Source organism: Salmonella sp. NW645, from assembly GCF_051703725.1.
Taxonomy (GTDB): Bacteria; Pseudomonadota; Gammaproteobacteria; order Enterobacterales; family Enterobacteriaceae; genus Salmonella; species Salmonella enterica.
The window spans coordinates 1-4,447 of sequence record NZ_JAMMKR010000022.1; the positions used below are offsets into that span (position 1 = coordinate 1).

Sequence of the window (4,447 nt, forward strand, 5' to 3'; positions counted from 1 at the left end):
TTTTGCGTGTGTGGTAACTGTAAAAATGTAGGCCTGATAAGCGCAGCGCCATCAGGCAACCTGCACCGCCGGATGGCAGCTTCGCCTTATCCGGCCTACGGCATCGACATAATGCCTGTGTATACCGCCTTATTCCGTCGACATAACCGCAAGCCTTCCCTACATAGATGCGGTAAACTAAGCCTGATTTTGCATCAGGAAAGCGTCTATGAATCACTCCCTAAAACCCTGGAATACCTTCGGCATTGATCATTGTGCAAAGCACATCGTATGCGCTGAAAACGAACAACAACTACTGAGCGCCTGGCAGCAAGCAACTCGTGAGGGACTGCCGGTTATGATCCTGGGTGAAGGAAGCAATGTCCTGTTTCTGGAAAATTACGCCGGCACCGTGATCCTTAACCGCCTGAAAGGCATTGAGGTCAATGAAACCGCGGACGCCTGGCACCTACACGTCGGCGCAGGCGAAAACTGGCATCAGCTGGTTCGCTACGCGCTGGACAACAACATGCCCGGCCTTGAGAATCTGGCGCTCATCCCTGGCTGCGTTGGTTCCTCACCTATACAGAATATTGGCGCGTATGGCGTAGAACTACAGCGCGTCTGCGACTACGTTGACTGCGTTGAACTGGAAACGGGAAAACGTCTGCGTTTGTCCGCGGCGGAATGCCGTTTCGGCTATCGTGACAGCATCTTCAAAAATGAATATCAGGATCGCGTTGCGATCGTCGCGGTGGGTCTGCGTTTATCAAAGCAATGGCAGCCGGTGTTGACCTATGGCGATCTTACTCGTCTGGACCCGAAAACGGTCACCGCACAACAGGTATTTGATGCTGTATGCCATATGCGCACCACAAAATTGCCGGATCCTAAAGTGAATGGCAATGCGGGCAGCTTTTTTAAAAATCCCGTTGTCGCAGCCGATATCGCCATGGAACTACTGGAACGATTTCCCAACGCGCCGCATTACCCTCAGGCAGACGGTTCAGTGAAGCTAGCGGCAGGCTGGCTGATAGACCAATGTCAGTTGAAAGGCGTCGCCATTGGCGGCGCTGCGGTACATCGCCAACAGGCGCTGGTATTGATTAATGCGAATAATGCGACAAGTAAAGATGTGGTGGCGCTGGCGCATCATGTCCGGCAAAAAGTGGGTGAAAAATTTAATGTCTGGCTGGAGCCTGAGGTTCGCTTTATTGGTCAGCTCGGAGAGGTGAACGCAGTGGAGAGCATTGCATGAAAGATACTACCGTTCCCCTGACGCTGATCTCACTACTTGCCGACGGAGAGTTTCACTCAGGCGAGCAGTTGGGTGAACGGCTGGGAATGAGCCGCGCGGCGATTAATAAACATATCCAGACATTACGCGACTGGGGAGTAGATGTATTTACCGTTCCGGGGAAAGGATATAGCTTGCCGGAACCCATCCAGTTACTGGATGCTGACCGTATTCATGGCCAACTGGATAGCGGAAACGTGGCGGTATTGCCCGTTATCGATTCAACCAATCAGTATTTACTTGATCGAATTGGCGAGCTGCGCTCAGGCGATGCCTGTGTAGCAGAATACCAACAGGCAGGGCGTGGTCGTCGCGGGCGTAAATGGTTCTCACCGTTTGGCGCGAATCTATATCTTTCAATGTACTGGCGTCTGGAGCAGGGGCCTGCGGCGGCAATAGGCTTGAGTCTGGTCATTGGAATTGTGATGGCGGAAGTGCTGCGTGAACTGGGCGCAGATAAAGTTCGCGTGAAGTGGCCTAACGACCTTTACCTACTGGATCGCAAACTGGCGGGTATTCTGGTCGAGTTAACCGGTAAAACGGGCGATGCCGCACAAATAGTGATTGGCGCTGGTATTAACATGGCAATGCGTCGCGTAGAAGAGGACGTGATAAATCAGGGATGGATCACACTACAAGAGGCCGGAATTACGCTCGACCGCAATATGCTGGCCGCAAAGCTGATTTATAAGCTACGTGCTGCGCTTGAGCTTTTTGAGCAAGAAGGTCTTTCTCCTTATCTTTCGCGCTGGAAAAAACTGGATAATTTTATTGATCGCCCGGTAAAACTAATTATTGGCGACAAAGAAATATTTGGTATTTCTCGCGGCATTGATACTCAGGGCGCATTATTGCTTGAACAGGATGGCGTAATTAAACCCTGGATGGGTGGGGAAATATCGCTGCGAAGCGCCGAATAGTAAAAAAGGGGAGTCGGTACTCCCCTTTTTTCTGTTATTTCCGCAATCTTACCTGTTCCACCGCATGGTTAGCGCTCTTGGTCATAATAAGGCTGGCACGTTCTCGCGTGGGTAAAATATTTTGTTTTAAATTCAACCAGTTAATTTCTTTCCAAAGCGAAGCTGCTGTATTAACAGCTTCTTCTTTAGATAATTTCGCATAATTGTGGAAATAAGAGTCAGGATCGGTAAACGCCCCTTCGCGGAATTTCAGGAAGCGATTGATATACCACGTCTGAAGAAGTTCTTCTGGCGCATCAACGTAAATAGAGAAATCAACGAAATCAGAGACAAATACATGGTGCGGATCGTGAGGATAATCCATACCGCTTTGTAAAACATTCAAACCTTCAAGAATCAATATATCAGGCTGAGCGACGGTTTTATCCCCTTCAGGAATAACATCGTAAATCAAATGAGAATAGACTGGCGCCGTCACGTTCGGTACGCCCGACTTGAGGTCAGAAACGAATTTCACCAGTCGGTGCATATCATACGATTCGGGGAACCCCTTTTTCTTCATTAACCCGCGTTCTTTCAACACCTGATTTGGGTGGAGGAAGCCGTCTGTGGTAATCAATTCAACACGGCGGTGTTCCGGCCAGCGACTCAGCAACGCTTGCAGAACGCGTGCTGTCGTGCTTTTACCCACTGCGACGCTGCCCGCGATACTGATGATGTAAGGGATTCGCTGGCCGTTAGTGCCCAGAAACTGTTCCAGGACAGCCTGACGACGCAGATTTGAACTGATATAGAAATTTAGCAAACGGGAGAGAGGTAAATATATTTCTGCAACTTCTTCCAGCGATAAATCTTCATTAATGCCTTTTAACTGCGCGATCTCATCCTCGGTCAGGGTCATCGGCACAGAATCGCGAAGCGCAGCCCACTGGCTGCGATCAAACTGTAGGTAAGGCGTCATTAACGATTGCTCTTTTATACTCATAAGCATGTTTCTGGCTGCTATTGCTACATCAGTTCAGCGATGAACGAGGGCCATCCCTGACATGCAACGGCACGTCACATTTAAGTTAATTTGGACAATGGGCAGGAGGGTAACACCAGATGGGGAGGAATAATAAGAAAAAATCTCGCTGTGAAAGCTATCCCTGAGAAGCAATGTGACGAATATACCAGATACAGAAGATTGCTTTCTATCGACGGAGCGTTGAAATGCCGCGTCGTATCCTGGTCAGACGGTCAGTAAAATGCCGAAAATTTATGCTCTCTTGTTTGAAATTAGAGCATTTTTGTCTCTTATAGCGCAAAATGTGAGCGATAGAACATTTTATGCAATTTTTTAGTTGCATGAGCACGCAGGTCTCCATAGAATGCGCGCTACTTGATGCCGACTTAGCTCAGTAGGTAGAGCAACTGACTTGTAATCAGTAGGTCACCAGTTCGATTCCGGTAGTCGGCACCATCAAGTCCGGTGGGGTTCCCGAGCGGCCAAAGGGAGCAGACTGTAAATCTGCCGTCACAGACTTCGAAGGTTCGAATCCTTCCCCCACCACCATTTTCGGCCGCGCGATGGCGCAGCCCGAGACGATAAGTTCGCTTACCGGCTCGAATAAAGAGAGTTTCTCTCGATATTCAGTGCAGAATGAAAATCAGGTAGCCGAGTTCCAGGATGCGGGCATCGTATAATGGCTATTACCTCAGCCTTCCAAGCTGATGATGCGGGTTCGATTCCCGCTGCCCGCTCCAAGATGTGCTGATATAGCTCAGTTGGTAGAGCGCACCCTTGGTAAGGGTGAGGTCGGCAGTTCGAATCTGCCTATCAGCACCACTTCTTTTCTCCTTCCTGTTTTTCTCTTCTGTTTATTAGCATTCAACAAGTCGGGCGTGTTGCCTGGTTGATGTGGTGATATCACCGATTTATCCGTGTCTTAGAGGGACAATCGATGTCTAAAGAAAAGTTTGAACGTACAAAACCGCACGTTAACGTCGGTACTATCGGCCACGTTGACCATGGTAAAACAACGCTGACCGCTGCCATTACTACCGTACTGGCTAAAACCTACGGCGGTGCCGCTCGCGCATTCGACCAGATCGATAACGCGCCGGAAGAAAAAGCGCGTGGTATCACCATCAACACTTCTCACGTTGAATACGATACCCCGACCCGCCACTATGCACACGTAGACTGCCCGGGGCACGCCGACTATGTTAAAAACATGATCACCGGTGCTGCTCAGATGGACGGCGCGAT

The 4,447-nt window shown here is 49.6% G+C and carries 5 protein-coding genes and 4 tRNA genes; 7 read left to right on the plus strand and 2 right to left on the minus strand.

The window, feature by feature from the left end; all coding sequences use genetic code 11:
• Window positions 1–208: 208 nt before the first annotated feature.
• A complete protein-coding gene (gene murB / locus NA389_RS21820) occupies window positions 209–1,237 on the plus strand; it encodes a UDP-N-acetylmuramate dehydrogenase (protein WP_001016647.1) in 1,029 nt (342 codons plus the stop codon).
• On the plus strand, window positions 1,234–2,196 hold the full coding sequence (birA, locus tag NA389_RS21825; protein ID WP_000655743.1) for a bifunctional biotin--[acetyl-CoA-carboxylase] ligase/biotin operon repressor BirA: 963 nt from the start codon (window positions 1,234–1,236) through the stop codon (window positions 2,194–2,196). The genes murB and birA overlap by 4 nt, the downstream gene beginning before the upstream one ends.
• A gap of 34 nt (window positions 2,197–2,230) precedes the next feature.
• Here the strand turns inward: birA and coaA are convergent, their stop codons facing one another.
• Together coaA and NA389_RS21835 are read right to left on the minus strand one after the other, a co-directional pair.
• The gene (coaA, locus tag NA389_RS21830; RefSeq protein WP_000023068.1) at window positions 2,231–3,181 is read right to left on the minus strand and encodes a type I pantothenate kinase; all 951 of its coding nucleotides are present in this window, start codon (window positions 3,179–3,181) and stop codon (window positions 2,231–2,233) included.
• A 208-nt stretch (window positions 3,182–3,389) separates the two neighbouring features.
• Window positions 3,390–3,563 carry a hypothetical protein gene (locus NA389_RS21835; RefSeq protein WP_001541267.1) on the minus strand — a complete coding sequence of 58 codons (174 nt, stop codon included), beginning with the start codon at window positions 3,561–3,563 and terminating at the stop codon, window positions 3,390–3,392.
• A 19-nt stretch (window positions 3,564–3,582) separates the two neighbouring features.
• Here NA389_RS21835 and NA389_RS21840 point away from each other — a divergent pair.
• From NA389_RS21840 to NA389_RS21860, 5 genes are all read left to right on the plus strand, one after another.
• A tRNA-Thr gene (locus NA389_RS21840) sits at window positions 3,583–3,658 on the plus strand.
• Window positions 3,659–3,666: 8 nt separating this feature from the next.
• A tRNA-Tyr gene (locus NA389_RS21845) sits at window positions 3,667–3,751 on the plus strand.
• Between the two features lie 116 nt (window positions 3,752–3,867).
• Window positions 3,868–3,942: transfer RNA gene (locus NA389_RS21850), tRNA-Gly, on the plus strand.
• A 6-nt stretch (window positions 3,943–3,948) separates the two neighbouring features.
• Window positions 3,949–4,024 (plus strand) — tRNA-Thr (locus tag NA389_RS21855).
• A gap of 115 nt (window positions 4,025–4,139) precedes the next feature.
• On the plus strand, window positions 4,140–4,447 hold a 308-nt coding region (locus NA389_RS21860), incomplete at its 3' end, for a GTP-binding protein (RefSeq protein ID WP_000031689.1).

Coding starts and splice junctions, on each gene's coding strand:
- coaA (WP_000023068.1), bottom strand. CDS start 3,181: ATGAGTATAAAAGAGCAATCGTTAATGACGCCTTACCTACAGTTTGAT.
- birA (WP_000655743.1), top strand. CDS start 1,234: ATGAAAGATACTACCGTTCCCCTGACGCTGATCTCACTACTTGCCGAC.
- NA389_RS21835 (WP_001541267.1), bottom strand. CDS start 3,563: ATGGAGACCTGCGTGCTCATGCAACTAAAAAATTGCATAAAATGTTCT.
- murB (WP_001016647.1), top strand. CDS start 209: ATGAATCACTCCCTAAAACCCTGGAATACCTTCGGCATTGATCATTGT.